This window comes from Pseudomonas sp. LD120, from assembly GCF_009861525.1.
GTDB lineage: Bacteria > Pseudomonadota > Gammaproteobacteria > Pseudomonadales > Pseudomonadaceae > Aquipseudomonas.
This window is the reverse complement of the sequence record NZ_WVHL01000001.1, coordinates 230,721-256,396: the sequence shown is the minus strand read 5'-3', so window position 1 is coordinate 256,396 and position 25,676 is coordinate 230,721. Positions and strand designations below refer to the sequence as shown.

Annotated in this window: 21 protein-coding genes; 4 read left to right on the top strand and 17 right to left on the bottom strand. The window is 61.9% G+C overall.

The window, feature by feature from the left end; all coding sequences use genetic code 11:
* Positions 1–3 precede the first annotated feature (3 nt).
* The 12 genes from PLD_RS01215 to PLD_RS01160 all read right to left on the bottom strand — a co-directional run bounded on the left by PLD_RS01215 (position 4) and on the right by PLD_RS01160 (position 16,091).
* The gene (locus PLD_RS01215) at positions 4–1,824 is read right to left on the bottom strand and encodes a hypothetical protein (RefSeq protein ID WP_159889121.1); all 1,821 of its coding nucleotides are present in this window, start codon (positions 1,822–1,824) and stop codon (positions 4–6) included.
* 3 nt (positions 1,825–1,827) lie between these two features.
* A complete protein-coding gene (locus PLD_RS01210; protein ID WP_159889119.1) occupies positions 1,828–3,114 on the bottom strand; it encodes a hypothetical protein in 1,287 nt (428 codons plus the stop codon).
* Between the two features lie 13 nt (positions 3,115–3,127).
* Positions 3,128–4,063: a hypothetical protein gene (locus PLD_RS01205; RefSeq protein ID WP_159889117.1), complete on the bottom strand. Its 936-nt coding sequence runs from the start codon at positions 4,061–4,063 to the stop codon at positions 3,128–3,130.
* Between the two features lie 65 nt (positions 4,064–4,128).
* Entirely contained in the window at positions 4,129–6,513 is a 2,385-nt protein-coding gene (locus tag PLD_RS01200) for a hypothetical protein (protein WP_159889115.1), read from the bottom strand.
* A 12-nt stretch (positions 6,514–6,525) separates the two neighbouring features.
* A complete protein-coding gene (locus PLD_RS01195) occupies positions 6,526–7,704 on the bottom strand; it encodes a hypothetical protein (protein ID WP_159889114.1) in 1,179 nt (392 codons plus the stop codon).
* Positions 7,683–9,128, bottom strand: coding sequence for an alkaline phosphatase family protein (locus PLD_RS01190; RefSeq protein WP_159889112.1), 1,446 nt, complete (start codon positions 9,126–9,128; stop codon positions 7,683–7,685). The genes PLD_RS01195 and PLD_RS01190 overlap by 22 nt, the downstream gene beginning before the upstream one ends.
* Positions 9,118–10,356: a metabolite traffic protein EboE gene (gene eboE / locus PLD_RS01185; RefSeq protein WP_159889110.1), complete on the bottom strand. Its 1,239-nt coding sequence runs from the start codon at positions 10,354–10,356 to the stop codon at positions 9,118–9,120. Before eboE ends, PLD_RS01190 begins: the two co-directional genes overlap by 11 nt.
* Entirely contained in the window at positions 10,353–11,237 is an 885-nt protein-coding gene (locus PLD_RS01180) for a TatD family hydrolase (protein WP_159889109.1), read from the bottom strand. The genes eboE and PLD_RS01180 overlap by 4 nt, the downstream gene beginning before the upstream one ends.
* 52 nt (positions 11,238–11,289) lie before the next feature.
* Entirely contained in the window at positions 11,290–12,057 is a 768-nt protein-coding gene (locus PLD_RS01175) for an EboA domain-containing protein (protein WP_159889107.1), read from the bottom strand.
* Positions 12,054–12,938 (bottom strand): UbiA family prenyltransferase, encoded by an 885-nt coding sequence (locus tag PLD_RS01170; RefSeq protein ID WP_159889105.1) that lies wholly within the window; start codon positions 12,936–12,938, stop codon positions 12,054–12,056. The genes PLD_RS01175 and PLD_RS01170 overlap by 4 nt, the downstream gene beginning before the upstream one ends.
* On the bottom strand, positions 12,935–14,818 hold the full coding sequence (locus PLD_RS01165) for a 3-dehydroquinate synthase (RefSeq protein WP_159889103.1): 1,884 nt from the start codon (positions 14,816–14,818) through the stop codon (positions 12,935–12,937). The genes PLD_RS01170 and PLD_RS01165 overlap by 4 nt, the downstream gene beginning before the upstream one ends.
* A 724-nt stretch (positions 14,819–15,542) precedes the next feature.
* On the bottom strand, positions 15,543–16,091 hold the full coding sequence (locus PLD_RS01160) for a cysteine hydrolase family protein (protein WP_159889101.1): 549 nt from the start codon (positions 16,089–16,091) through the stop codon (positions 15,543–15,545).
* A gap of 101 nt (positions 16,092–16,192) precedes the next feature.
* On the opposite strand from PLD_RS01160, the gene PLD_RS01155 reads away from it, so the two are divergent.
* The 4 genes from PLD_RS01155 (at position 16,193) to PLD_RS01140 (ending at position 21,421) form a co-directional block, all read left to right on the top strand.
* Positions 16,193–17,191, top strand: a complete 999-nt coding sequence (locus PLD_RS01155) for a GlxA family transcriptional regulator (protein WP_159889099.1) — start codon at positions 16,193–16,195, stop codon at positions 17,189–17,191.
* A 113-nt stretch (positions 17,192–17,304) separates the two neighbouring features.
* On the top strand, positions 17,305–19,407 hold the full coding sequence (locus PLD_RS01150) for a mechanosensitive ion channel family protein (protein WP_159889097.1): 2,103 nt from the start codon (positions 17,305–17,307) through the stop codon (positions 19,405–19,407).
* A gap of 207 nt (positions 19,408–19,614) precedes the next feature.
* Positions 19,615–20,499 carry a sugar nucleotide-binding protein gene (locus PLD_RS01145; RefSeq protein WP_159889095.1) on the top strand — a complete coding sequence of 295 codons (885 nt, stop codon included), beginning with the start codon at positions 19,615–19,617 and terminating at the stop codon, positions 20,497–20,499.
* The gene (locus PLD_RS01140; RefSeq protein WP_159889093.1) at positions 20,492–21,421 is read left to right on the top strand and encodes an NAD-dependent epimerase/dehydratase family protein; all 930 of its coding nucleotides are present in this window, start codon (positions 20,492–20,494) and stop codon (positions 21,419–21,421) included. The genes PLD_RS01145 and PLD_RS01140 overlap by 8 nt, the downstream gene beginning before the upstream one ends.
* A gap of 61 nt (positions 21,422–21,482) precedes the next feature.
* Here PLD_RS01140 and PLD_RS01135 read toward each other — a convergent pair whose 3' ends face one another.
* The 5 genes from PLD_RS01135 to PLD_RS01115 all read right to left on the bottom strand — a co-directional run bounded on the left by PLD_RS01135 (position 21,483) and on the right by PLD_RS01115 (position 25,605).
* Entirely contained in the window at positions 21,483–22,181 is a 699-nt protein-coding gene (locus PLD_RS01135) for an OmpW family protein (RefSeq protein WP_159889091.1), read from the bottom strand.
* Between the two features lie 176 nt (positions 22,182–22,357).
* Entirely contained in the window at positions 22,358–22,879 is a 522-nt protein-coding gene (locus PLD_RS01130) for a DUF3299 domain-containing protein (RefSeq protein ID WP_178116109.1), read from the bottom strand.
* A 25-nt stretch (positions 22,880–22,904) separates the two neighbouring features.
* Positions 22,905–24,170, bottom strand: a complete 1,266-nt coding sequence (locus tag PLD_RS01125; protein ID WP_159889087.1) for an ABC transporter permease — start codon at positions 24,168–24,170, stop codon at positions 22,905–22,907.
* Position 24,171: 1 nt separating this feature from the next.
* On the bottom strand, positions 24,172–24,882 hold the full coding sequence (locus PLD_RS01120) for an ABC transporter ATP-binding protein (RefSeq protein ID WP_159889085.1): 711 nt from the start codon (positions 24,880–24,882) through the stop codon (positions 24,172–24,174).
* A 117-nt stretch (positions 24,883–24,999) separates the two neighbouring features.
* The gene (locus PLD_RS01115; RefSeq protein ID WP_159889083.1) at positions 25,000–25,605 is read right to left on the bottom strand and encodes a DUF2796 domain-containing protein; all 606 of its coding nucleotides are present in this window, start codon (positions 25,603–25,605) and stop codon (positions 25,000–25,002) included.
* Between the last annotated feature and the right edge of the window lie 71 nt (positions 25,606–25,676).

Sequence of the window (25,676 nt, the reverse complement as noted above, 5' to 3'; positions counted from 1 at the left end):
TGTTCAAGGCTGCCAGGGCGTGCCGGTGAGGTAGGCGGTCAGCAGGGCTCGCTGGCTCGGTGACATGGAGCGCACCACCGACATGTACAAGGTGGTGTTTTGGTACTCGGGCGATATCCGCGCCAGGATTGCCTGTTTGTAGCCCATGACGGCGTCCTGCTGGTTGAGTTGGATGTAGCGCGACATGGCGGGGAAGGCCAGGTAGTGAAAGCGTAAGACGTGCTGGTATGCCTGTTCCCAGGTGACGGCGCTGCCAGCGGGAATGCCGAAGTCGGTCTTGGCGTATTTGCGGAAGTTGTTGAAGGTCTGGCAGGCGGGGTTGTTGTTGATGACGTAGGTCAGGCTGGTGAACCCGGCCAAGCTGCCCGAGCCGGCCTTGGGAACCACTTCGAAGCTCACCGAGGGCTTGCCGGCGGGAACGGTCAGTGAACCGGGGAAGGTCAGGAAGTCCCAGTACTGGGCGGCCTCATAGAGTGAAATTGACGAGGCGGTGATGCTGATGGGCGTGTCGGTCGGCACGGCGGCGCCAAGGTAGCGGGCTTGCAGGGTGACCTGCACGCCCTTGCTGTCAGGGTCCAGGTAGGTATTGCGTTGGTCGGTGTAGACCCGGTAAGGGCTTTCGGGAGCCGACAGCGCGGGGTTGCTGCCATTTCCGGGGGCGCTGACACACAGGGGGGTGCTTTGCACCTGTTGTGTCTGGGTGGTATTGAGCGGTATGTCGATGATGCCGCCGTACAGGTAGTAGTCCTGCAGCAGTGGATCGGAGGGTGTGTAGCTCGCCAGTGGCATCGTGCCTGCGGCAATAGTGACGGTGCCGTAGTTGGCGTTGGGGCCGATGGGGCTGGTGATGTCGTCGCGTTTGGCGCGGAAGGTCTGCTTGGGAATCAGGTTGACCATATCGAGGCTCAGTTGCCCATTGGCGACTTCGGCGTAGGCGACGCTGCCGATGTTTTCGTCGGCATTGATCAACTGGCGACCGGCGGGACAGATCTGCGGCTCATCGGCATAGGCGGTGGCCAGGGTACCGATGACCCGGCCAATGCTTGGGTTGGGGGTGAATTGCCCAGCGGCGTAGTCGGCGTTCAATTGCTCGGTGGTCAGGGTCGGGCACATTTCGAACATCACGAAACGCAGCACTATCCCGGTGGCGCCAGGGGCCTCGATCAGGGCTTTGAGGCCCGCGCTGTTCTTGTTGTAGCTGACGATACTGCTGAGGGGGAAGGTCAGTTGAAAGGTCCCGCTGCCATGAAAGGAGCCAGGAGCGTCCATGCTCCTGGGTTCCAGTACCCGTGTGTTGACATCGAAACTGCTGCACACGGTGTTCCAGCGGATCAACAACTGGGGCGTGTCGCCGTTGCCGATCTGCAGGCCGCCAACGAAAATCTGCGTGGTCGTAGTGGCTGTCGGGTCCAGGTCCACCATCATTGGGCCTGAGTAGGGGCCTTGTCCGGTGCCGGGGACAACCGAACCGAGCAGATACACCGGCTGGCCGACCATGTCGCCCTCCGGCAGGATGTTACCCGGCGTGCCTTGGGAACTGATCAGCGCGTTGTCCATCGCCACCACGTGCTCCCCGTAGTGATTCCAGCCGCCAGCGGTGTAGCGGCTGTCGGGGCCGATTCTCGGGTCGGGGGCATTGATCAGTGCATACAGTTGTTCATCGCTGTAGGGCTGGGCCTGCTGGGCCACGGTCGAGGTCGTCAGGTCGAACAGGTCCAGGGATGTGGCAATCCCGTTGGGCAGGGTCGGTGAGTTATTCGGCACGCTGACGTCGGTCGAGATACCGCCCCAGAAATTCAGCCGGGGTCCATTCAATATGCTCATGATCTATTCCTTATCCTTGGCGGCGCTGGGCGCAGGGGCGTGGGCGAATCTGAACAGAAAGGAGAAATCGCTTTTGTTGGCGCTGTTGAGCGGGGTCGCCATGGAGTGGCAGTTCATGCAACTGCTGTTGGGCTGGATATAGCTTTCCATGGTGACGTTGGCCGACAACGACGGCGTTGGCTGACCCAGCGGATTGCCAGGGTTATTCGGCGACTGTGGGCGCTGAGTGGTGATCAACTGGTAGTACTTGAAGACGCTTTGCTGCACCTGCGGATCGGTTTGGTACTGCGTATTGATCTGCTGGGTGCCGGCGGTGATGGGGGTCACCCGGTTCAGCGGGTCCGGGGTAGTGAAGCTGGTGCCGGGCCTGGGGGTGCAGACCAACTGTGTCCCCTGCTGCTGCCACAGGCACGGGGACTGATTGAGGCTTGCGGCGGGCGCCTTGGCGTCAAAGTAGGAGTAGAAGATCCCCGAGACTGGCTGATCGACCCAGGTACTCCCTTGCTTGGCCTTGGGCGGTACGTTGTCGATCTGCTCGAAGGTCGACCAGACCCACTGCGGGAACCCCTCCACCTTGCTGATGATGTGCAGCCCCACCAATCCCAGGTTGGCTTCACCGGTGCCGTTGGGCTGCCCCTGACTGTCGAACTGGGTGACCAGAGCCCTCATCGTCAGATAGCGGCTGCTGTCGTCGGCGCTGGTGAGGATGCGCCAGCTGGCTTTGATTTCACCGGCGTTGTTGGGAAAGCTGATGTGCTTCGCCGCGTCGACGATTGCCGCGTTGTAGAAATCGTTGGCGACGATGTAGTTGTAGGACACCTCGTTGGCGGCGATGTCGTAGTAGGTCGGGTTACCGCGTTGATCGATCAGCCAGCCGCCCACCGCTTGATTGTCCGATTGCACCACTTGGGTGTTCTTGACCGCGGCAATGTTGATCAGGCTGAGGTTTCTGCGTTGCAGTTGCGAATTCCAGGGGCCTGGATTCTTGGCCCCGGGGAGGAAGGTCTCGCTGACGCTTTTATAGGTCTGCCACACGGTATCGCCAGGGCTGCCCAGGGGCTTGCTGCAGTCGGCCACCCCGCGTTGTCCTGTCTGGGCCGGCCAGTTCAGGCTGATGAACATCTGCCAACTGTATTGATCGAAGGCGGCTTGCGATGCACCCGCCGCTGGTACCACGGCGCTGGGCGGGCAGGTGGTCTGCGTTGGCGATGCGCCGGGTTGCAAGGCGCTGGCCGGCAGGCTGCCCAACCCCAGCAACACAAAGGCGGTGAAACGACTCCAGTTGTTCATGGGGTGACTCCTGTCACTGTGCCGCAGGCATGAGTTGATTCCACTGGGCGCGCTGGCCATTGCTCAGCGATGGCGGCGGATTGAACAGCTGGCAGGGCGGCGGGTTGCTTGGGCACATCTTCGCCACCTGGTCCCAAGTCTTCGCCGGTGCCGGGGTCTCGATACGCCAGTTGCGGTAGTTCTGGCTGACGATCGGCGCGTTGGCCACGCTGACATCGCCAGAGAAATAGAACGATTGCGGGTGGCGGTAGCTCGGCTGCCCCGGTCCATCACTGGTGGCCTGTTTGTTGAACGCGTAGCCGAACAGGATCGGGCTTGGCCTGACCGGAATTTCCAAGGCATAGGCCTGCACGCTGGCGTTCAGGTTCTGGCTACGTACCGCGCTGTAGGGCAGGTGCTGGATGAAGTCCTGGCGCGGCGGGTGGTTCATCGGCGAGAACATGCAGCAGGCCGGCATGTCTTTGGGCCGGTCTTCGGGATAGGTGAGGAAGTAGGCCTTGTTGCCCAGCGAGACGAAGGAGCAGGTGTAGTTGTTGTCCTTGATCGGGAAGATTGGCAGGCAGTACTGCTCGTAGTGCTCCATCATCGCGCCGAAGCCGTCACCGTCGGCCGGTATGTAGTTGGCATCGTAGTAACTGGTGCCCTGGGACACGCTGTAGTCCGACGGCTTCAGGGTGCTGGGCGGGCTGCTGTAGGGCGGTGGGTTTTTCTGGTAGTTGCTCGTGACCCGGTACATGGTCCAGTCGCTGACCCAGGTCGCCGGAAAAAACGGGTCGCTCGGCTCTCCGGCCTTACGCTTGGCGATGCAGTTGTGGTTGGCGGCATTGCAGCCCTTGCTGTTGTGCACACCCATGGTGAAGTAGACGTCATCCTGTTGGGCCAGCAGCGCCGGGCTACCGGACAACAGAGCGACAGCCAGCAGCAGTCGATTGCGGATTGGCGTGTTCATTTGGCACTCCTTTGAAAAACCGGGTGACCAGGTCACCCGGTGCTCCTTTGCGTGACGGTCGGGGATCAGCCCTGCGGGTAGTCGGCTGGGTCCAGCGGCCGGGGTGGGTAGCCCATCTTCACCAGGTCCTTGGCCCAGATCTCCAGCACGTTGCGTCGGCTCTGGGGCATGTCCCGGGTAATCGGCATCGCCAGCGTGCTTTCCTCCTGATAGGGCTTGCTGATCAGCACGATCAATTGGTCCACCGCCCCTTCAATGCGTTGCAGGGAGTTGAGCGGCATGAACTTGTTCATGATCGGGTAGAGGTAATAGAAGGGCTGCAACACGCGCGGGAAGATGAACTCGTTCCAGATCCGCAGATTGGCATTCTGATCCTGATAGATGCTGTTCCAGCAGTTGAAGAAATCCTCTTGCAGTTGTGGCTCCAGGGGCAGCACACGCAAGGGCGAGAGGAAGTCGGTGTAGGCGCCGAAGTAGCTGAAACTGAAGGGGACCGTCGGTTGCTGGCCATTGTCCTCGACAAAGAACCGCAAAGTCGGGAAGCCAGGGGCCACGGCTTTGACCTTTAGTTGAGCGATGCCCAGATCGTTGGTCTGGATGTGCGTCAGGCTGTAGTCCACCGTGTCGTGCAGATTGTCTTTGAGGGTTCCGCTCATGGCCTTTGCGTCGACGAATTGCAGGCAGGGGCGCAGGCTGACCGCTGCCGGGGTCTTCAGGTAATCCTGATAGAGCACCGCTACTCCCTTGTCGTCATCGATCGCCTTGGTTGATTGCAGGAAGGCGCTGAGCGTGCGTCCACTGCCGACGGTGCGAACGCTGGCTGTGGCCTTGGCCTCGGCGAATTGTGGCAACGCGGCGGTGTTGTCCTTGCGATGGAGGGGGAAGTCCTGGAAGAGGGTGAAGTTGGCCTTGTTGCTGAACGCTAGGTAGTAGTTGCTGGTGCTCAACATGAAGGCGTTGCCGTATTCCGCGACCCACAGTCTGACGCCGGCGCCGGCCGGCACACCGTCGCGCTGCACCATGATGTTCAGGGTGTAGTCGTCACCGACATCGATAAAGCTGCCGCTTTCGACGACCTCTGCGGTCCACTTCTGCTGAGTGGCGGCGGTCACGCTGGGACTGGATTGCAACTGCAACTCCAGGCTGCCCTTTTGCAACAGGCTCTGGGCTTCGCTGCTGAGGGGCAGATCCAAAAGCCCCGAGCGTTTGTCGAAGGCGGCTTGCTGATATTGCTCGAAGCCGAAGCTGGCCACGCGCTGGAAGGCGCCGCCATCGGCCCGGACTCCCAGTTCATAGCTGCCAGCGGCGAATTTCTCCGCCTCCGGAATCGTGTCAACGGTGTTTGCCAGGGGATAGAACGGGAAGGTATTGGCCAGGTCCAGCGACAGTGTGTCGCCCTGAACGGCAGCGCTGATCACCCCCAGGGTCATGTTCTCAGGATCGCTCGGCTTGGGGATGGGCCGGGACATCGGAACCGGGGACTTGGGCATCAGGCGCCGGCCGGCCGGAGCGGTGGGAAACTCATCGTCGAACCACAGGCCCAGGGTGCCGGCGGTACGGCTGTAGGCGGGGTTGAAGAAGATATCGGCCACGTTGTCCAGGCCCTTCTGATACATCGCCTGCAACTGGGCCTGGCCGGCTTGGCTGTGGCTATCGACCGGCGGGTAATCGTTGAAGATGCCGTTTTTGTCGTAGAAGGTCAGGTAGGTGCTGAACCTGAACATCAGGCCCTTGGCGTTCTGCTTGAGCATCTCCTGTTGCAGCGTTTTGAGCAGGTTCGAGTCGCCAACCACCCAGTGCAGATTGTCTCTTGGGAAACAGGTCTGCCAGGTGGTGGTGACAGAGCTGAGTTGATCGAAAGCCCCCCAGTTGAAGTTGAGGAAACGGTCGAGCATGCGGTACTCGCGGTTCAGGGTCAGGCCGCAGTGTTCGTCTCCCAGTAACAGTTTGTCGAAGTACAGGGCCGTGAAGGTGTTCTGCCAGGGGCTGATATCGACAAAGCGCGCCGGGGTCGGGGCGGTACTGCCGAAGGGGTTGCCCAGTAACTGGAAGTTCTTGTTGATCAGCGAGTCCTGGTCAATGTAGGTGTTGGCCTGGAATTCACCGCCGATGATCCGTGAGTGGGTGCTTTCGTAGTCGACCGTGCCGCAGGCGTTATCGCCAAACATGTCCCATTCCGCGGGGATCATTGGGTAGTGCGAGGGATCACCGTTGCCCGGCACCTGCTGCACATAGGGCGGCAACTGGTCGTAAGCCAACGGAGTGATCGTCCAGGGCATCAATTGGGTCGTGGCGTTCTTTTCGTTGATGTCGTAGTGGGATAAAAACGGCCAGTTCATCTGCGTTTTTACCGCGTCGTAGAGGGGAAACACGTCGTTGTTGTTGGCCGTCGGCGGGTTCCAGAACATATGGCCGTTGAGGTAGATCCGGGGAAAGTTCAAGACGCTCATGGGCTGCTCTCCTTAGCGTTTCCACTGGGCGCGTTTGAGCGACCAGACGTAGTCCAGTTTCTGATAACCGACAAAGTCGGCGTCCGGCAGCACGCTAGTGGGGTAGGCGATGCCACCGCCTTCAGGCAACGCGAAGTTGAAGAAGCCCTTTTTCTTCGAGTAGGCGGCGGTGTTGTGGCAGGCCAGGCACGATGAATGACTCTGGAATGCCGACTCCATCTGCGAGTTGGCCAGCAGTTTGGGCTGGGGCTCATGGCGGTCGAACTGCACGCCGATCAGCTCGTACTGCCCCAAGGCCGGGTACTGCTTCTGAAAGCTGGCATTGACCGGTTGCGCCGGCGCGGTAGGCCCGGTGATGTTGGTCATCGGCTGCGCGGGCATGTCGTTGGTGACGGTGTATTTGGGGTTGTTGTGGTTCTCGAAAGTGGTCCAGACCCAGTCCGGGGTCAGTTTGTTGATCACGTGCATGCCGCTCAGGGCCGCATAGCCGACCTGATACTGGCCGCTCTTGTCGACGTAGTAGGCCTGGGTGATGTAGTAGCCGTCCGTGCTCAGCGTGGCCTTGAACGACTGGTTGGTGCCAATCCACAGCCAGGCGGTCTTCAACTCCCAGGCGCTGGCGGGGAAGTTCAGGTCGCTGGTCAGCGCGTCGATGCCGTTACGGTTGTACAGCTCCTTGCCGACGATGTAGTCGAAGGTGTCCAGGCCCATCATCAGGTGGAAGCGCACCGATTGCCCGCGTTGCGCCTCGGGCACCTGGTTACCCATTTGCAAGGCCAGTCCATCCACCTGCTGGGTGCCGTTGTCGGTGCTGCCGTCGGTGTCGTTGCCCAGGTTCTGGAACGGGCCTGCGGCGTCCATGCCCAGGCTGGCGGCCTGTTGCAGCACCGCTTCGGGCACCGGTTCACGCTGAGCGTAGGGCAAGGGCGCCTGGCCCTGGCTCTGGTAGACCTGCTCGGAGGGCTTGAACGCTTCCCAGACCCGCTGGAGGTTGCTGGCGCTGACGGGTTGGTTGAGGCACACAAACCAGTTCCAGGCCATGGTTTCCGGGCTTTGCTTGAAGGTGCTCAGGGTGCCGGCCTGATCGTTGCCAAAACGTTGGAAGTTGCTGCAATCAAAGGTGTTCGTGGTCTGTGCCTGAGCAAGACTGCTCAACGTGCTCAGCACGACTATAGGGATGGTTCGCCGCATGGAATCTCCTTGGCCGGAGCCGTATCGTCATAGGGGCGCCCTAGGAAATGCTCTAGGAGCAGGTGCTTTACCGCGGTGGCCGGCAGGTGCTCCGGCAGTGGTAAATCGCAATCGGTGATCAGCAGGGGGCCGACCTCATCGTTGCTCGGCAAGCGTCCGTGGCTGCCGCGGATCAGTGAGGTGTCCAGGGGAATCAGGTCCATGTAGTAGCGAAAGCCGAGCTTCTTCTGTAGCAGGCGCCGCGCCACGCGCAGCTTGGGAAAGCGGATCGCCGGGTCGATGAACAGCTCCAGCGGGTCGTAGCCCGGCTTGCGGTGGATATCCACGGTGCGGGCGAAATCCGGGGCCAGGCGGTCATCGAACCAGTAGTAGTAATCGAACCAGAAGCCCGGCGCGGCCACCGCCACCAACTCACCGCTGCGTGGGTGGTCGAGTTGCCAGGCCCGTTGTTCGGCTTTATCCAGTACCTGCTCGATACCGGGCTGGCGCCGTAACAGCGCCTTGACCCGGGCGATGTCTGCCGGTTGGCGCACATAAACGTGGGCGATCTGATGGTCTGCCACGGCAAAGGCGGCGCTGGCGCCGGGGTCGAGCAACTCCCAGCTCAGGGACCGGCGCACCTGCAGCAGGCCTTGCTCGCGCAGGACGCGGTTGATCGAGATCGATTGCTGCACCGCTTCGATGCCGTACTCGGAGACCAGCATCACCGCCGCGCCTTGTTGCTGGGCGAAGTCCAGCAGCCGTCCCACTTCGTGGTCGATGGCCCGTACTTCGTCACGGATGGCCGGATCTTCGGGGCCCAGGCGTTGCAGGCAGTAATCCAGGTGCGGCAGGTAGACCAGTTGCAGGTGGGGGCGGGTGATCTGGAACTCGGCGATGGCGCAATCGACGATCCAGCGGCTGGAGGCAATTCCCGCTGCCGGGCCCCAGAAGCCGGGAAAGGGGAACTCGCCGATCTGCTGTTCGATGCGTTGGTGCAGGTCGGCCGGTGATGAGTACAGGCCGAACATCTTGCGTCCGTCGGCCGGGTAATGCGGTCGCGGGGTGATGGCGGCGTTGATCTCGGCGTACATGTTGAACCACCAGAACAACTGGCTGCAGCGCAGACCGGGAATTTCCCGTTGCAGGGTCTGCCAGACTTTTTCCCCCTGGATCAGGCCATTGGGCTGCAGCCAGAAGCGCACCTCGGCCTGATCGCGGAAATACCAGCCGTTGCCGACGATGCCGTGCTGCGATGGCGGCAACCCAGTGAGGATCGAGGCTTGTACGGTCGAGGTCACCGCTGGAAACACGGGCCGCAGCTTGGCCATTTGCGCCCGCTGCAGCAGGCTGTTGATCCGCGGTGTGGCCGGGCCCAGCAGACTGGGCGTCAGGCCGACCACATTGATCAGCAACAAGGGTGGGCGCAGCGGCTCAGAGGACATGGGCAGGGCTCTCCAAAGACGTGGCTTGCAGGCGTAGCAAGTGCCGCTGGCGCAACTGTTTTTCGACCCAGTGCAGTTCGGCGGCGATGCCTTGCAGCAGGCCTTGTTGGCTGTCCGGGCGCAGGACCTCGGGCAATACGTTCCAGCTGTAGGTTTCCACTTCCAGCACGGGCTGGAAGTGCGGGTGCTGGGCAAGAAAGTCGAAGGTCTGCTGCAGGGCCTGCTGACTGCCGCACAGCTCCGCCAACAGCAACTGCTCACTGAACAGCGGCACATGGAAGTGAACTCGCAGCTCAGCGCACTGCTCCTGTGTCGGCTCCAGCGCTTGCAGCGCCGCGGGCAGGTCGGCCCAGGCCAGCAGTTGTCCGTCGATATTCCGAGCTTTGACCTGATGCAGATAAGTGGCTTCGGCAAAGTTGCCCAGGGCCTGCAATACCTGCTCGCGGCGTTGCCGGTCGCTGAATGGCAAGTGGCAGATCAGCGCGTTGGACAACTGGATCTTGCCCACGGGGATGTGCGCCTGCAGCAGCCGTTGCAGGGACTGGTAGCAGTCCTCGAACACCACGGCCTGGTGGCAGACATCGAAACACAGCGCCAGGTAGCTGTGATGGGGATCGGTGGCGTGCCAGTGTTGGAAAAAGGCAATCGCCTGATCGGTGTTCTCCAGGACGCAGTCGGGCTCCATCTCCAGGCACAGGATGATTTTCTTGCCGCTGTGCCGATGCAGGCTGGCCAGCTCGGCGGTCAGTTGCCGCAACTGCGCCTCGGCCTTTTGTTGCTGGGCCTGGTTCCAGGTGGCGGCGTAACCGAGGGGCACGCTGGAAATCACGCCCTGTGTGCAGTCCACAGGCAACGCGGCGGCAAGCAGGTGGGCCAGTTGCAGGCTGTATTCCAGGCGTTGTGGCTCGGCCCAGGTCGGCCGGTAGACTTCGGCCTTCACCGCGCCTTGATGAAACTGACCATAGGGAAAGCCATTGAGGGACGTCAGGCGTAGCCCACAATCACGCAGCAATTCGAAAAAAGCCTCACGCACTGTCGGCGTTTGCAACTCAGCGGCGGCCTGGGCGCTGATCCATAAGCCGCTGTCTTGCAGCGCCAGCCCACGCTGGCGGCGCACGCCCTGGAAGTGTTCCACGATCGACGCCCGCAGGCCGGCCACATCCCGGGCCGGGTGCACGTTGCTGCAGTAACCAATCTGCGTGGCGCTCCAACCGGCCCGAGCACTCATTTAACCACCGGTTCCTGGCCTCGCAGGGCGGAGTTTTCCTGCCACTGACGGCGCTGGTCGATAGGCAGCGGGGTGCTCACCGTTGACGTGTCCAACTGCCCACTCTGGGCGAAAAAATCCACCGGGTTGTGGAACAACACCTGTTCCACCTGGGCTTCGCTGAAGCCGGCGGCGAGCATCGCCTGTCCAGTCTTGGGCACCTTCAACGGATCACTGATGCCCCAGTCGGCAGCGCTGTTGACCACCATTTTTTCAGTGCCGTATTCCTTGAGCAGCGCCACCATGCGCTGCTCCGACATCTTGGTGTTGGGGTAGATGGAGTGTCCGCGCCAGCACTCGCTGTCGAGCACCAGGGGCAGGGTCAGCTCGTTGAGGTGATCGATGATCACTAGGTGTTCGGCGATGCCTACTTCACGGATCACCGCCAGGGTGCGTTGGGTGCCGCCGATCTTGTCGCGGTGCGGGGTGTGTACCAGCACCGGCAGGTTGAACTGCTTGGCCAGCTCCAGTTGCGCGGCGAGAAAGCGGTCTTCCTCGGGAGTGATGTCGTCATAGCCGATCTCGCCGACCGCCACCACGCCCTCCTTGACCAGGTAGCGCGGGAGGATCTCCAGCACTTCGTTGGCCACCGACAGATCATTGGCTTCCTTGGGATTGAGGCCGATGGTACAGAAATGGTGAATGCCGAACATGCTGGCGCGAAAGCGTTCCCAGCCCAACAGGGTGTCGAAGTAATCAATGAAACTGCCAACGCTGGTGCGCGCCTGGCCCTGCCAGAACGCAGGCTCGATGACCCCGGTGATGCCGGCGGCGGCCATGTTCTGGTAGTCGTCCGTGGTGCGGCTGACCATATGAATATGCGGGTCGAAATACTTCAGCATGGTGAGTCCCTGATGTGGTGAAGAAAATCGGATAGGGGCGGCCTGACGCCGTTCAGGCGTCGCCCGGCAAATGTTCGAGCCAGTGCGGCGGCAAGCGCTGTTGCTGGCACAAGTGCCGCAGGCGCTGGCGTTGTGCGGTGCTTAGCAGGTCGAAAGCAATGGCCTGGGGCAGACCGTCAGATACGCTGCGTTGCGCCGCCAGTTGCTCCTCCATGTGCTCCAGAGCCAGTTGGTTGAGGGGCAGGCTATGGCGCTGGTGCAGGCCGTTGATTCCCCGGCTGTCCAGACCCATGCCCAGGGTTTTGAGCAGCAACTGGTGGAAGGCCCGCTCGTTGTAGTGACGAGCGGGGAAGGGGTTGTCCAGGGCGAGCGCGGCGAAGACTTCGCGGTTGTTGGTGCGCCCAGCCTGGAGCGCCAGTTCGAGGCTGCGGCCTTCGCTGTCCAGGTCGTCCAAGGCTTTGAGCAGCACGATTTTTTCCTGGTCGTCGCCCCACAGAAACAGCTGGCGCAGTAGCAGTAACGGGTCGCTACCGGTGTGTTGTTCGAGCAACTGCGCCATCAGCAAGGCCCGCGCCAGTTGCGTGCGGTTCCAGCCCCGAGCCACGGCCAGCGGCGCGTCGCCGAGGCGGCGCTTGCACTGACTGCTGAGCAGCATCAGGGTGTTGGCCGACGGCTGGCGGGCCAGTTGTGCAAGGGCCTGCTGCCACCAGTCATGGGTTGCGTCGTCCAACTGCGCATCGAGCAGCCTGCGCCTTTCAGCAAAGGCGGCATGGCGCATCGCGAGTGGCGCCGGGGCGGGGGAAATGGCGTCCATGGTCATGTCGGCTTGATCCAGCGTTGAAGGTGGGGAAGCAGGAAGAACACCAGTACGCACAACAGGCTGCCCAAGGGCTGATTGGCCACGGCCAGGACCAGGGCATCGAACAACGGCAGCGCCGCCAGTCCCGCGCCGATAAAGGCGCGGACCTGCCGCTGCTGTGGGTTGGCCAAGTGGCGCTGGTAGTGCCAGCCCAGCCAGCCCAGCCACAGCAGCAGGACCAGCCAGAACACGCCGTTGTCGGCGTAGAAGGCCAGGGCCAGGGGGCTGAGCATCAGCAACAGCGGCAAGCGACTGAGCAGTTGGTTGCGATGTTCCAGTCGGGCCAGGTAGGTCAGGCCGGCGATGTAGGTGCCCAACAGCGCGGCGCACAGCCACAGCGGTTGCGGCGGCATGGCCAGGCTGGCGGCGGCGGTCAGGTACAGCGCCGAGCGGCAACCGCCCATCAGCCAGACGCTGTGGGGATACCGTTTGTGCAGCAGGTTGTAGGCCAGGATAAACAGCAGCAGTAAGCCGGCACTGGCCAGCAGCCAATGAGGCTGGGCGATCAATCGACTCAGGCCCAGAACCGCCAACGCCGCCAGCAGTAACAGCGCTGCCGTGGCCAGGCCGACCTGGGTACGGCTGACCAGCCCGAGGACAATCGGTCGTGGATTGTGGTGCTCCAGGTCCCAGTGAGCGTCCACCCAATCGTTGAGCAGCATGCCCGCCAGGTACAGCGCCGAGAGCGCCACCAGCAGCAGGGTCCAGACCAGCGGCGAAGGCGGAGCAAGAGTGGTGGCACTGCTGGCCAGCAGCGCGGCGGCCAGGGCGTTGGTCCACACCGTTGGCAGGTTGGACACCCGCCCCAGGGTCAGCCAGGTGGTCAGCGAGGCCTGGCTCATTGCGCGCAGCCCTCGCGCCAGGCGAAATCCGGACCACCGAAACTGGCCAGGCGCAGCAGGGCCTGCTCCATCAGGACCAGGTCGATGTGGTGCACGTCGCTGGACTGGCCCAAGCAGTTGAGCATCGGGATCGACAATCGGCCGCCCAGGTGCTGGCGGAACTCTTCTAGCCCCAGCAGGACCAGGGAGCGGCCCTGGGCGTCCTTCACACCCAGTTCCGCAGGGCGCAGGTTGAAGCCCAGTTTGTCCAGCAAGCGCAGCAGGCGCTGGGTTTCGTCGTTGGACAGCAGGCCGCAGGCATTGGCGTAAAGCGCGTCCAGGGCCATGCCCACGGCCACTGCCTCACCATGGCGCAAGCGATGCTGGCTGAGGTTCTCCAGTTTGTGGGCGGCCCAGTGGCCGTAGTCCAAGGGCCGGCCGTTGCCGCGTTCGAACGGGTCGCCAGCACCGGTGATATGCCCCAGGTGCAGCTCGGCGCAGCGGCGGATGGCGTAGCGGCTGGCGCTGTGCTCAAAGGCGGCCAGAGCCTCGGCGTGCTGCTCCATCCACTGGAAGAACGCCGCGTCCTTGATCACCGCGACCTTCACCGCTTCAGCCAGCCCGGCGAGCTGATCCCGCGGTGTCAGGCTGAGCAGCAACTGGAAGTCATTGATCACCGCGGTGGCCGGGTAGAAGGCCCCCAGCAGGTTCTTCTGGGCGAACGCGTTGATGCCGTTCTTTACCCCGATGCCGGCGTCGTTCTGGGCCAGTACCGTGGTCGGGATACGGATCAGGCGCATGCCCCGATGGAAGGTGGCGCAGGCGTAGCCCACCGCGTCCAGCACCGCGCCGCCGCCCAGGGCCAGCACGTAGCAGTGACGGTCCAGGCCGTGCGTCAGCATGTGCGCATACAACTGCTGGAGCACGTCCGGGGTTTTGCTTGACTCTCCCGCCGGCACGGCAATCGGCGCGGCCTTCAGATGCAGGTCGGCGGCGTGGGCACTGAAGTAGTCGCTGATCTGTTGCGGTAATTGGGCGCAGCACTGCAGCAATTGTTCATCGGCAAACACCAGCACCGTGGTCCGACCCTGATGGTGCTGGGTGAGTTGCTGGCGCAGGCAGGGATTGTCGGCCTGGAAAATGTGGTCGCTGAACAGCACCGGGTAGTGGTAGCTGACCTCGAAGCGGCCTTGCAGGGCTTGCGTCTGATCGCTCTTGTGCGGCGCGCTGCGGTTTTTCAGCAGGCTACGGGCGCCCAGGAACAGTCCCGGCAGCACCATACTCGCGAGAATCGTCGCCAGCAGGGCGTTCTGCTCTACCAGCACACTGCCGATGGCGGCGTAGGCCAGGGCCAGTCCAGCGTTGGCCAGGGTGGTGACCAGCAAAAACGAGCGCAGCGGATAACGCTGCATGCCGGCCGCCAGTACCGAGGTTTCAGCCAGCACCGGAACCCCCCGCAGGCAGATCAGCGACAGGGTACTGAGGCGATAAGCCACCTGTCCGGGTTGCCAGGTTCTGAGCCCCAGCCAGCGCGACAGCAGACGAAAGTAGCCGGCCCCCAGCCAATAGCCCAGGCAAGCCCCCAGACATAGGCCGACAAAGATCACCAGATAACCACCGATGGCCCCCAGGGCCGCCACAGCCAGCAGCGCCACCAAGCTTGACGGGACTGGCAACAGCACATCCAGCGCCAGCAAGGTCACCAGCAGCAAGGCCAGGCTTGTGCGTTGCAGCGGATCGCTGGGGAGGAGGCTGGTCAACTGGTTCAGCTGTGTTTGGATCTGCTGTTCAAACAACAGGAAACTGGCAACCACCAAGGTCGAAAACACTAATAACGAGAGCCAGTAATGTTCAGCGGTGCCCTTCAGCGAGAAGGCACGATACAACGAGCTGCGCTTCATCAAGCGTCCCTCTTGATTGATATGACTGATTCCGTGTCAGTGTCAGCTGGTCGGGCAGGAAGGGGGTCTGGTTATTTGATTCCTCGACGGTTCTTATTGGTTTTCTGGCGACGGCATCGGGCTTCAGTGGCGAGTAGCTATCAACTTAGCCAAGGCCCGAGGTTTTGCAAGTAAGCGGCACGAAAGACCATACCCAACGCTTGATGAAGTGTTGAAAAATCCGGCTGTGGTGTATTGCTCACGTTGCAAGGCGTGGTTTTATTCTGCGTTTCTGCGCAACTCTTAGAGGGCCGCGGTCAAGGAATACGGGGGGGTATGAAATATTCTGACTGGATATAAGCTTTATGAGTTTTTGCTATATGTGGAGTCGGTAACCAGTAGCAATAAACTCAGATCTTTATAAGAAAGAGGGTTATGAGGCGTGAACTGATTGTTAAATAATCTTCAAATTCTGATTTAAAAATAGATTTACAGTGGCGACTATCAGTGGGCTATTAAGTCGCTGGCTGAGTGGGCAGTGTTCGGTTTTTTGATGGTTTTATAAGTTGGCGCTGGCGAATGTTTTTTTGTTAATGGGAACTATTCGTATAATTCGTGTTGACTGTTTATGTCGTATTCAACCGATCCCATGGTCCTGCTGCAGTTGATCGACGATGGCACTTCACGCTTCATGGACGCGGCGGTGAGGCTGACCCCACCGCAATCTTGGACTCAGGCGCAACGCTTAGGCGCTGAGGAACTCCTCGGTGGACAGGACGCTGGCATAAGCGAAGGCCAGGGCCGACATCACCGTGCTTTGAACCTGCGCAGCGGGCACCCGCTGGCCGTTGAACTCCAGGTCGAGGGTGGCGCAGGCGTCGTGGATCACCTGCACCGGGTAGCCCAGGTCGGCGGCGGCCCTGGCAGCGCCTTCCACGCACATGTGGCTCATGTTGCCGACGATCACCAACTCTTCGATGCCCCGCTCCTGGAGGATCGCGTGCAGTTCGGTTTCGCGAAACGCATTGACGAAATGCTTGAGTACCACCGGTTCATCGGCACGGTTCAGCACCTTGGCGTGCAAGTGTGCGCCCTCGGAGCCGGGGGTGAAGAACGGCGCGCTGTCAGAGGTGAATTCATGGCGGATGTGCACCACCGGCTCGGCGTTCTGGCGAAAGGCCTGAATCAGCCTGGCGGCGTTGTCCGCTGCTGCCTCGACCCCCACCAGGGGCCACTTGCCGTTGGCGAAGTAGTCATTCTGGATATCGATTACGATGAGCGCCTGTTTGGCCATGGTATTGCCTCCAAGTGAGTGATTGACCTGGGGCCCAGTATCGGCACTCCGTGCTCTTTCGAGGATTGGCCGCACCGACATTAACAGGGGGAAAACTGACAGTGGGCATTCAAGGCGCGGTCGCCGAACTGGGCGTATTGCTGTATCCCGGCGCGCAGATGGCTGCGGTGCATGGTCTGACCGATTTGTTCGAGGTGGCCAATCGCGTGGCCAGTGAACAGCATCAAGCGCAGTGGCCACGGTTGCGCGTCAGCCACTGGCAAGCCTCTGGCGAGCAGGCGCCCGCACGGGTTTACGACAGCCTGCCGGGAGACGCCGGGGCCTTGCAGGCGATTGTGATCCCGCCGTCACTGACGGGCTATTGCGCCGGCCAGTCCGCCTCGGCGCTGGCGATCTGGTTGCGCCAGCAGCATGCGGCGGGCGCCACGCTGGGCGGTGTTTGCGTGGGCTCGATTCTGCTGGCCGACAGTGGCCTGCTCGACGGTCGCAGCGCCACCACGCACTGGACGTCGGCGCAGGCCTTCGCCGCCCGTTATCCACAGGTACGGCTTGAGGCCGATAAACCCATCGTTGATGACGGCGATTTGATTACCACGGCCGGGCTGATGGCCTGGGCCGAGCTGGGACTGCGTTTGGTGGACCGGATGCTGGGGCCGAGCATCGCCGCCGCCACTGCACGCTTTCTGGTAATGGAGCACAGCGACAGCGCCAGTCAGTGTGGCAGCAACTTTGCCCCGATTCTCAGTCACGGCGACGCGGCCGTCCTCAAGCTGCAGCACTGGTTACAGGCCAATGGCGCGGTGGACGTGTCGCTGCCGGTGATGGCGCAGCAGGCGGGCCTTGAAGAACGCACGTTTTTACGCCGATTCCGCGCGGCCACAGGTCTCAAGCCGACCCAGTACTGCCAGCACCTGCGGGTTGGCAAGGCTCGGCAGATGCTTGAGTTCACCAACGGCACCATCGATCACATCGCCTGGACCGTGGGTTACCAAGACCCGGCGACCTTTCGCAGTCTGTTCAAGAAAATCACTGGCCTGGCCCCCAGCGAGTACCGCAACCGTTTTGGTGTAGCTCCTGGCGCGGCGAGCCGAACGTCGTAGCCGGGTAAGGCGCTTGTGTCGCGGTATAAATGCCGCGTCTGATCCGCTAAAGCGAACTTGCCGGACATTTGCTGATCAGTTCCTTACAGACCCTGCTGAAGGAGCTTCGCGTCGTGTTGAATGTCAAGACCGCGATCTTGCTCGGGGTGCTGCTCTTGTTGAGCAGCAGCGAGCTTGATGCTGCCACGCCTGCCACCGCCGCGCCGCCGGCAAAACCGGAACTGTGGGTGGAGGGTGGGTTGCTAGGCGCGATCAGTTCCAGCATCGACCAGGCCCAGGAAACATTCGACCTCAATGACGGCCTTATCGATGCCTGGCGCTTGCGGACCGATCGCGCCGCGGCCGAAGTCGGGCGCCTGGTCAACCCGCCTGCGGACCGTTCGGGCTGGAGCGTCGGCGGCGATTTCCTGATCTTGTCCGCGACCTGGCTGGCCAGCTTCGTCCCGCTCACGCTGCTCGCAGGCTTACTGGTCCGGCGTGTGTGCCGACATCCCTGGTTGCGAAACCAGCCCCGGGGCCAGGGCGTGCTGGCGTACCTGCTGGCGTATACGCTGCCGGCGCTGATGGGCCTGTCGTTGACCTTGTACGTCAGCCATTCCCTGCCAGCCTCAGTGGGACATGCGCTGGCGCTGTGCTTGGCATACGCCACCAGCAGCGGGATTGTTTCGGCCTCGGTGCTGCTGTGTCTGAGTGTGCTGTTCAACATCGGCCACAAGCGCTGCGCTGTACGGATCATCCGTGACTATTGTCCGAAGCCGCTGTTTCTGATCGGTTTTTTCGCGGCCCTCAACGATGCCCTGAGCAGCCCACAGATCGCCCGGCAGTTGGGCGGCAACCTCACCAGCAGCGTGGCGGTGTGTGTCGGGCTGCTGGCGTCGGCGATCTTCGCTGTGCTGGTGATCCGCCTGCGCCGGCCGGTGGCCCACCTGATCCGCAATCGCAGCCTGGCTCAGCGCCTCACGCAACCTGCGTTGCAGGCGTCGCTGCGACTGTTTTCCGGGCTCTGGTACTGGCCGTTCCTGTTGATGGTGCTGGTCTCGGACATCAACCTGATCCGTGTCGATGAAGGCAGCCAGAAGACCTTGCGCTACGCCTTGCTGACCACCGTGCTGCTGATCGGCACGCTGTTTCTGAGCAGCTTGTTGCAGCACATATTCACGTCCCGCAACGCTCAGTCGATCCGGGGTGGCAGCGCTTACAAGGCGCGTTTCCTCAGCTTGCTGCATGCGGTGCTGCGGATCGTCATGGCTGTCGCTTTTCTTGAACTCTTCGGGCGCATCTGGGGTGTTTCGCTATTCGAATTCGCCCAGCGCAATACCGTGGGGCAGGCCATCAGCGACGCTTTGAGCCGCACCGCCTTGATCTTCCTGGTGACCTGGCTGCTGTGGGTGCTGCTGGACACGGCGATCCATGAGGCGCTGAAACCCTCATTCAACGCACACGCCTCTGCGCGCGAGCCCAGTACCCGGGTCAAGACCATCCTGCCGCTGCTGCGCAACGCGATCAAAATCCTTTTGCTGGTGATCTGCACAATCACCACCCTGGCCAACCTGGGAGTCAACGTGGCGCCGTTGCTGGCCGGTGCCGGGGTGGTCGGCCTGGCCATCGGCTTCGGTTCCCAGCAACTGGTGCAGGATGTGATCACCGGCTTGTTTCTCATCATCGAGGACACCCTGTCCATTGGCGATTGGGTGGTGCTCGACTCTGGACACGCCGGCAGCGTCGAGGGACTTACCATCCGCACCTTGCGCCTGCGGGACGGCAAGGGCTTTGTGCACTCGGTGCCGTTCGGTCAGATCAAGGCCGTCACCAACCAGTCGCGGCAATTTGCCTACGCCTTTTTCTCGGTGCAGTTCACCTATGACACCGATGTCGATGCGGCCCTCGAACTGATTCGCGAGGCTGGACGCTCCATCAGCGAGGACCCGCTGCTCAAGTACAGCCTGCAAGGCGGCCTGGATGTGTTCGGACTGGACAAGATGGACCTCAACGGTGTGGTCCTGACGGCGCAGTTCCGTACGGTTTCCGGTGGCCAGTACGCGGTCAACAGAGCCTTTAATCAACGCCTGAAAAAGCTGGTGGATCACTCGTCGCGGGTGCATTTCGCCCAGACTTATCCACAAACGGCGGTGCTGCCGGTGCCGACCCTAGAGCAGGATGCAGCGCCCCAGGATGATTCGCCGCTGCTGCTCCCGGAGTCGGCGCACCGGCCATGATCGCGTTGATATCTTCAGGCCGCCGGCCTGCGGGCGAGGAAATCAGGCTGGCAATCACTGTCGACAGCGGTGCGTACTGATACTTTCTCAGTGACGGTTGCGCCACAAACCCGCAAAATGCAACGATTCTGGCAATTATTGACGGTCCATCCCTTGGGATAGACTCTCCCAAACCATCGTTCTGAACAGACTGGGCCTGCTGACTCTATGCGAATGCGCCTTATGTTACTGGGCGGCGGAAATGCCCTTGGGCAGGCGCTGATTCGCCTCGGTGCGGAGGAAGACATCGGTTTCCTCGCCCCTCGTCCGCCGCAAGACGGTTGGGATGCCGCGAGCCTCACGCAACTGCTCGATGACACCCGCCCGGATGCCTTGATCAACCTGGCTTACTACTTCGACTGGTTTCAGGCGGAGACGGTGAGCGAGGCGCGCCTGAGCGGCCAGGAACGCTCGGTCGAGCGGCTGGCTGAGCTGTGCCAGCATCACAACATCATTCTTGTGCAACCTTCGAGCTACCGGGTATTCGATGGCTCCCGGGCCACCGCCTACAGCGAGAAAGACGAGCCGGTGCCCCTGGGACTGCGTGGTCAGGCGCTGTGGCGGATCGAGCAGAGCGTTCGCGCCACCTGTCCGCAGCACGTGTTGCTACGGTTCGGCTGGCTGCTCGATGACAGCGCCGACGGTATGCTCGGGCGCTTTCTGGGCCTGGCCCAATCCTGCGAGGAATTGCTGATGGCGGATGACCGCCGGGGCAACCCGACGCCGGTGGATGATGCCGCCCGGGTGATCATCTCGGTGCTCAAGCAACTCGATTGCGCCGCGCCCTTGTGGGGCACTTACCACTACGCCGGTCAGGAAGCGACCACGCCTCTGGCTCTGGGGCAGGCGGTGCTTACCGAAGCACGGCAACTGCGCCCGCTGACCATCGAGGCCCCCACCGCTCAGGCACATGCGGCTTGCAGCGATGCCGCCGAAGAGCCGCAGCACGCGGTGCTGGCCTGCAAGAAGATCCTTCACACCTTCGGGATCAAGCCACGCGCCTGGCGTGCAGCGCTCCCGGCTCTACTGGATAGGTTTTATCGTCATGGTTGATAGTCCTGTGTTGATCACCGGCGGCGCCGGTTTTATCGGCTCGCACCTGACCGATGCCTTGCTCGCCAAAGGCTACGCGGTGCGCGTGCTGGACGACTTGTCCACCGGCAAACCGAGCAATCTGCCGCTGGATAACCCGCGGGTGGAACTGATCCAGGGCGACGTGGCCGACGCGGCCCTGGTGAACCGTGCCATGCAAGGCTGTCGCGCAGTGGCGCACCTGGCGGCGGTGGCCTCGGTGCAAGCCTCGGTGGACAACCCCGTGCAGACTCACCAGAGCAACTTTATTGGCACCCTGAACGTTTGCGAAGCCATGCGCGAGCACGGTGTCAAGCGCGTGCTGTTTGCCTCCAGCGCGGCGGTTTATGGCAACAACGGTGAAGGTCAGCCCATTGAGGAAGACACGCCCAAGGCACCATTGACGCCCTACGCATCGGACAAGCTGGCCAGCGAGTATTACTTGGACTTCTACCGGCGCCAGCACGGACTGGAACCGGCGATTTTCCGTTTCTTCAATATCTTCGGTCCACGCCAGGACCCATCTTCGCCGTACTCCGGGGTGATCAGCATTTTCAGCGAGCGGGCCCTGCAAGGCTTGCCCATTACCGTGTTCGGTGACGGTGAACAGACCCGGGATTTTGTCTACGTCGGCGATCTGGTGCAGGTGCTGCTGCAGGCCATCGATGCCCGACAATTGCAAGAGGGGGCCGTTAACGTCGGCCTGAACCAGGCCACCAGCCTCAAGCAGATGCTTGCGGCTCTGGCTGAAGTGGTCGGTGAATTACCGCCCATTCAATACGCCCCGGCTCGAGCTGGCGACATCCATCACTCGCGGGCCAATAATCAGCGGCTGTTGCAACGCTTCAGCTTTCCTGAACCCACCTCGATGAGTGTCGGCCTGGCCCGCTTGCTTGGGCGTTGAGGTTTATCGCGGACATGAAAAAAGGCGCCTTTGAAAGGCGCCTTTTTCGTTGTTGGCAGGCTTAGAACTTGTAGCCCAGGCCAACCATGTAAACCATTGGGTCGACATCGACGTTGACCTTGGCGCGAGTCCCAGGGGCGACGCTATTGTTATCCACATAGGCTGTGGTGTTGATGTCGATGTAACGCACTTGGGCGTTGAGCATCAGCTTGTCGGTCAGCATGTAGTCGGCACCCACCTGCCAGGCCAGGCCCCAGGAGTTCTTGGCACGGAAGTTGTCGAAACCTTCAGCCTGGGCGCGGCTGCCGACGTGCTCGTCGTAGATCCAGGTGTAGTTGATACCGGCGCCGACATAGGGCTGGAACACGGACTTGGAGTCCATGGGGTAGTAGACCACGCTCAGGGTCGGCGGCAGGTGCTTGAGAGTGCCGAGCTTGCCGTTGGCAGCTGCCAGGCCGGTGTTCTTGAGTTTGACATCGTGTTCGAATGGCGTGGCGGCCAGCAGTTCGATACCGATGTTGTTGGTGATCATGTAGGCAAAGTTCAAGCCCAACTGAGTGTCGCTGTCCATGGTGGCCTTGCCACCCAGATTGGTGCCTGCTGCTGGACCACGGTCAACTTTGACGCTGCCGCTGTCGGCTTTCGGATTGACGGTGATGGCACCCGCGCGTACGAGGATATCGCCGGCTTCGTGGGCGTGGGCAATCGGGGCGGCGAGTGCGAGCGCGATCAGGGAAGCGCTAAGCAGAGACTTGTGCATGGGAGCTCCAAAGGACGATTCAAATTGGCTGCGTCCAATGGTAAGGATCGTCAAGTTGACCACCTTGACGCAGCTCAATGAAATGACGAACCCCAGGTGCGCGGCTGAACTATTCTTTTGTTCTGCACTCTTTTGGCCTTTCGTTCAGGCCGGTCTTGCCGGCGCCACCTCCTGAATCATTCCTCCAACTCGTAAATGTAGATTTTCTGCGCCGCCATCTGGTACCCGGCATCCGCCAGTTCGCTGCTGGAGGGTTTGACCTGCATGTCGCCCTCGACCCAGTAAGGCTGATACAGCTCATCGAGCTTCACCCCGACTTCACTGGTGACGTGGACGATCTGATTCGACGGTGGCGGCGGCACGTGAATGCAGGCGCCGAAGTAGGGCACCAGTAAAAAGTCCGTGGTGCGCCCTTGTTCATTGACTTCAAGGGGCACGATATAGCCAGGCAGGCGCACCGACTGACCGTCCAGAGTCTTTACCACCGGCGCGTTGGGCAGGTCCTGTTTGGCGGCCGGCGCGGATTCCGCGGACAAGGCGTCACTTATCTGCGAGAGGTCGTGCAGAGGCTTCATGTCCGGCACTTCCGGCGCAGCGTCCGCGGGGATCATTTCCGACCAGGTCAGGTCCTTCGGTGTCCCGGCTGCCCACAACGGCGTGGCGACCAGCAGCGACAGGGCAAGCAGGGGGCGCAGCAAAAGGTGGGCTTTCATAAAACGGTGCTCATAAACGAATCGACAGGCCATCGGCCAAAGATTGCCGGTAGGCGCGCCAGGCCGGCACGCTGCCCATCAGCAGTGCGGCGATCAGGATACCGCCCAGCAGCGTCCACTCATACGAACTAGGCCAGGACAGTGGCAGGTACAGGCCGTAATTGGCTTGCACGTAGCCCTGGGCCAGGGCGATGCACAGGTACAGCAGGCCAAGCCCGGCCAGCACCCCGAACAGCGCCAGGGCGAAGGCTTCCAGCACCAACAGGGTCGCGATGTGCCAGGGGCGGGCGCCCACCGAACGCAGGATAGCCATTTCCCGGCGGCGCTCGTTGAGGCTGGTGAGGATCGCTGTGAGCATGCCGATCAGACCGGTCAGGACCACGAACAAGGACACCACGAACAAGGCCTTCTCGGCGGTGCCCATCAGGCTCCAGAGTTCCTGCAAGGCCACGCCGGGGAGGATCGCCAGCATCGGCTCGCCACGGAACTCGTTGATCTCACGTTGCAGGGCGAAGGTCGAAATCTTGCTGTTGAGGCCAAGCATGAACGCGGTGATCGCCTGGGGCGTGAGGTCCATGTTGCGCGCCTGATCGGCGCTGACACGGCCGTTGCCACGGGCAGGTACGCCGTTGTGCCAGTCGATATGGATCGCCTCCATGCCGCCCAGACTGATGTGCAAGGTGCGGTCCACCGGGGTGCCGGTGGGCTTGAGGATACCGACCACGGTGAACGGTTTGTCGTCGTGCTTGACCAGGCTGATGGCGGCCACGCCGTGGGCCAGCACCAGTTTGTCTCCCAGTTTGTAGTGCAGGGTATCGGCGACTTCGGCCCCCAGTACCACTTCGAACGGATCGCTGGCGAAGGCCCGGCCCACGGCCAATTGCAAATGCTGTTGGTGGCCGTACTGGTAGTGCTGGAAGTAGGCGTCGGTGGTGCCCATCACCCGGTAACCGCGGTGGGAGTCACCAAGGGAAACCGGGATCGCCCACTTCACCTTCGGGTTGTTGGCGAAGTGCTCGAAGCTGTCCCAACGGATGTTGTTGGTGGCGTTACCGATGCGAAACACCGAGTACAGCAGCAGATTCACCGAGCCGGAGCGGGCGCCGACGATCAGGTCGGTGCCGCTGATGGTGCTGGCAAAACTGGCCCGGGCTTCGGTGCGCACTCGTTCCACGGCCAGCAGCAGGCACACCGAGAGGGCGATGGCGAAGGCAGTGAGGATCGCGGTAAAGCGGCGGTTAGCCAGGCTGGCCATGGCTAGACGGAACAGATACATCTCAGACCTCTGCGGGCTTGGCGGCGCGATTGAGTTCGGCCAGCGACAGGTTGCGATCGAACAGTGGCGCCAGGCTCTGGTCATGGCTGACGAACAACAGACTGGCTCCAGCTTCACGGCACTCGGCGAAGAGCAACTGGATGAAGGCCTCCCGGGCATCGTAATCCAGGGCCGAAGTCGGCTCGTCGGCGATGACCAACTCTGGTTGACCGATCAGTGCGCGGGCTGCGGCAACTCGTTGCTGCTGACCAATGGACAGCGAGTCGGCGCGGCGCCCTAGCAGCGCGGGATCTTTCAGGCCCAAGTGTGCCAGCAATGTAGCGGCGGCCTGGTCGACGCTGCCGTGGCGTTGCACAGCACGACCGGCGCGCAGTGTGGAGAAATGACAGGGCAGTTCGACGTTCTCGCGCACCGAGAGAAACGGCAGCAGGTTGAACTGCTGGAAGATGTAGCCGGTGTGGTCGACACGAAAGCGGTCACGGGCGCCGGCGGACAGTTCGGTCAGCTCCTGGCCCAGCAGGCGGACGCTGCCTTGATTGGGTTTCTGTACGCCGCCCAGCAGGCCCAGCAGGGTGGTCTTGCCGCTGCCGCTAGGACCTTTGAGAAACAGTGTTTCACCAGCTTCCAGGCGGAAGGCCGGGATGTCCAACAACTGAGGATGGCCGGGCCAACTGAAGCCCAGGTTGGACAATTCGATAAGTGCTTGGGTCATGGTGGGCCGATCATCGAGTGAATGTTGCCGCTGTCGCAGCTCGCGATAAGGCCCGCAAGGCCTGTCGCAGGCCTCGGGAGCGGCGGCTCCCTGGCCTCGATCGTCGTCAGCGAGCGGTCAGAACTTCAGCGTAGCGGCCTGGGCAGTGGCTTCGACACCTTGCTGGCCGCTTGGCGAAATGAGTTGTACCTGAATTTTCTGGGTAGCGGGGAAGGTCTTGAAAACCGCCCCCAGGTCGAGATTCCTCAGTGCTTCGGGATTGGCGCAGGTGAACTGGTAGTGAGCGTGGATTTCACTGTGTTGGTGATGATGCTCATGGCCGTCGGCGTCCTTGGCGTCGTGGTCGTGATCATCGTCATGGTCGTCGGCTTGCGGCGTGTCGCCGAACAGCGGGCTTTCCAGTTCTTGCTTGGCGACTACGCAGGCAGCCGCCTTGGGCAGGCTGAACAGCGCCAGGGGGTGTTCCAACTGAGTGCGGGCTGCCGCTACCTTGGCCCGGTCGACGTCGGTGCTGGGGGCGTGCTCGAAGCCCACCAGGTTCATGGCCGGGCTTTGCAGTTCCAGTTCCAGGACCTGGCCATCAAGCGCTGCGTTCAAGCGCGCGACGCCATGTTCGTGGGCTTCGAGACTGCCATGCTCATGTTCGTGATCATGGGCGTGCGCGACCTGAACTGCGGCCAACGGCAACAGGGCGAACGGCAGAGCGAGTAGCAGAGGACGCATGGCAAGTCTCCAGGGCCAAGATGAAAATAATGTTATGTAATCTTATAACGATTGGCCGCAGAGTTTGACCG